Annotated in this window: 3 protein-coding genes and 2 pseudogenes; all 5 read right to left on the reverse strand. The window is 32.2% G+C overall.

Annotated features, from left to right (window positions below):
- A pseudogene (locus HMPREF3264_RS13005) lies at positions 1-281 on the reverse strand (hypothetical protein); the annotation flags it as partial.
- A 168-nt stretch (positions 282-449) separates the two neighbouring features.
- Complete coding sequence (locus HMPREF3264_RS10355) at positions 450-926, reverse strand: GNAT family N-acetyltransferase (protein ID WP_070873263.1); 477 nt, start codon at positions 924-926, stop codon at positions 450-452.
- Positions 927-1,176: 250 nt separating this feature from the next.
- A pseudogene (locus HMPREF3264_RS10360) lies at positions 1,177-1,715 on the reverse strand (flavodoxin family protein).
- A 173-nt stretch (positions 1,716-1,888) separates the two neighbouring features.
- Positions 1,889-2,251, reverse strand: a complete 363-nt coding sequence (locus HMPREF3264_RS10365) for a hypothetical protein (protein WP_070873264.1) — start codon at positions 2,249-2,251, stop codon at positions 1,889-1,891.
- Positions 2,252-2,577: 326 nt separating this feature from the next.
- On the reverse strand, positions 2,578-2,984 hold a 407-nt coding region (locus HMPREF3264_RS10370), incomplete at its 5' end, for an aldo/keto reductase (protein WP_141764477.1).

A 2,984-nucleotide genomic window follows, 5' to 3' on the forward strand; every position in this document is an offset into this window, starting at 1 on the left:
CGATCATTATTATCCCAAGCATCTCGACCTATAAATGATTCATCAATCATACGTCGAACAATTTCATACACACCTAGTGAATGTCCGAAACGACTATGTTCTGCAGTATGGAATGATAAATATAGCGTTCCTAATTGTTTAATACGTCTTAATCGTTGAAATTCTTTTGTTTTTATCAAATCCCAAATGAGTTGATCATTGACATGTATGTATCGGTGAATTGGATCTTTGAATACCTTTTCCTCAGCTAATTTACTTGTTGCATATGATGATAGAGCCATATTTCCCCTCCTTAGGAACACTTGAATTGAAATTCACAGTGATTTTTATTTCATAGACAATTGTCTATTGTAAACAGTTAAGAAAATCTCGATTTCACTCACATATTATTCGTATAATGGACTTCTTCAGTGTTGCGTCGCTTTACTCAGTGTGCAACTATTATCTGCTTAAAATGATTTCTTCATTAATGCTAAGTCCATTGTTTCGCCGTACATTTCTGGTTGATATGAACGAACGATTTCAAAGCCATTTTCCTTATAATAATCAATACCATGATTATTTTTATTATCAACTTCTAAATAAACCGTATCGTATTGACCTTTAAATTGGTTTAAACCTTCTGTTAGCAAGCTTGTACCATAACCTTTATGTTGAGATTCTGGTCTGACATAGTGCGCAGCTAAGTACAATTCCTCGCCATAGATAAAGTTAGCAAAACCTATAATTTCTTCATCTTCTTCTGCTACTAAGAATAATTGTTCTGTTAATCTCTTTATTAAATGTGTTTCATTATATGAAGCAGCTAATAATTCATTGACTGTAGAAGCTGCGTAAATATTTAAATACGTATTATACCAAGCTTTCGTAGCAACATCTCTAATAGCTACCACATCATTCTCAGTTGCCTGTCTCACTCTATACATGTTACTTTCTCCCCTAACTATTACAAGCTATTAATAAAGGCATTATATCACATTTATGTTAACTTAATTCAATTCAAACATTTAAAAACCCTATACAAAAATTATTTTAAAACTATTAATAACCAAGCCCTATTAAATAATTAATTTTCGATAAATAGAATTAATCGAAACGACTAACTCTCAAAAAATAAAAAACAACGAAAGATAACACCAAAATTCAAAATGTTTCTTCCGTTGAATTGTAATAAGCTTATTGACCTAGTTCTTCGTTCCATTCTTTGCGCGTTCTAAAGCATATGTATCTTTCTTGATATCTCCTGGCTTTTCAGCAGTTCCAATAATATAACCTTTCAATTCGCCACCTAAAAACTCTACACTATATTTCATCTGAGTAATACATGGCTTAGCTTTGACTTTAGGACAATCACCGCCGACTAGAATTAATCGAAAATCCTTTTTAGCCATTACAGATTTAAAATCCCGATAGTCTTTATCTTGCATTGTCTCAGACCAATGATCAATAAACGCCTTTAAAGAAGCTGAAATACTGTACCAATAAACTGGCGATGCGAATATCACTGTATCACTTTCTAAAACTAAATCGATCAGTTGCTTATAATCATCCTCATAAGATTCAATAAAGTAATTTTCATGTCTCACATCACGTACAGGATTCAATTGATATTGAGTTACATCTACCCAGTTATAATCTAAACCTTCCAAAGCATATTGAGTTAATTCTGCCGTATTCCCATCAGGACGACTACCACCAAACAACACTGTAATCATTATTAATTTCCTCCGCAATTTAAAGGTATTCATAGTTATGTATTTATAGTACTTTTCATACCCGTTATTTTGAAGACTACTTCAATTTTTATGTTGAAAATTTTAAAATATCAAAAAGGGAGGTGTAATTTTTCACCTATGTTCTAGTTTCACACATCGCATCCATCGTTTCGTTATTCATCTCTATTCAAAATCGTAAAGTGAATTAAAAAAGTTATCATCATTACAACTACATTAACCACGCCTAAAATAATTGCTAATAAAGGCGCGTCAAACATTTTAAATGCTTCTGCTGTGGCCATAACGTCCATAAATAAATGTGTACACAGTACTGAAAATGAAATACCCATTATTTTAACAATCAACGTATAAAGAAAGTAACTTATTGTTTTAAGATACCAACCTAAGCCAACAGGATAGATAATGAGTAAAATACAAATCCATGAAGTACGCGTTTGATAAATCGTTGTAGCCATAAAATATTCAATTGGTATAAGAGAAAGTAAACCTAAAATTATTAATTTAGAAAGTTTCACTTTAAATCACCATAATTCATATAATTATTTATTTGAAATTTTTATTTAATATAACATTCTTAATAGGCATCTTTAAAACTTCAGAAAAAAGAAGCTGGGACATAATTAATCGTCTCAGCTTTCTTTAACATATTGGCAGTAGATGTCTGAATTGAAAGTGCGCTTATATCAAGCTTCTTTCAATCCTAGCCATCCTTGCCGGCGGGGCCCCAACATAGAGAATTTCTTAAAAAGAAATTCTACAAACAATGCAAGTTGGGAGAGGGACAACGAAAATAATTTTGCTAAATTATATTTCTGTCCCACTCCCAAATTCTTCTTAAAAATTACTTTTCAATTGGGAATAATTGATCAATCTTATCAATTTCTTCTTGTGTTAATTCAATATTTGCAGCATCGATATTCTCTACAACTTGTTCAGCACGTTTGGCACCTGGAATTACAACGTCTAATGATGGACGTGTTAAGTAGAATGCTAGTACGACATTCGCAATGGATGTGTTGTGCGCTTCAGCAATATCAGTTAACTCTTTCACGCGACGTACATTATCTTTAAATACTTCAGGTTGGAAGTCACGACGTGTTGCACGATGATCATTAAATGTTTGGTCTTCATCATATTTACCTGCAAGAATTCCTGAAGCTAATGGGAAATATGGCACAAACGTAATGTTATTTTCCGCTGCATATGCCATCACTTCTTCATTTTCTCGATGCAATAAATTATATTCTA

Source organism: Staphylococcus sp. HMSC62A08 (genome assembly GCF_001839105.1).
Lineage (GTDB): Bacteria > Bacillota > Bacilli > Staphylococcales > Staphylococcaceae > Staphylococcus > Staphylococcus caprae.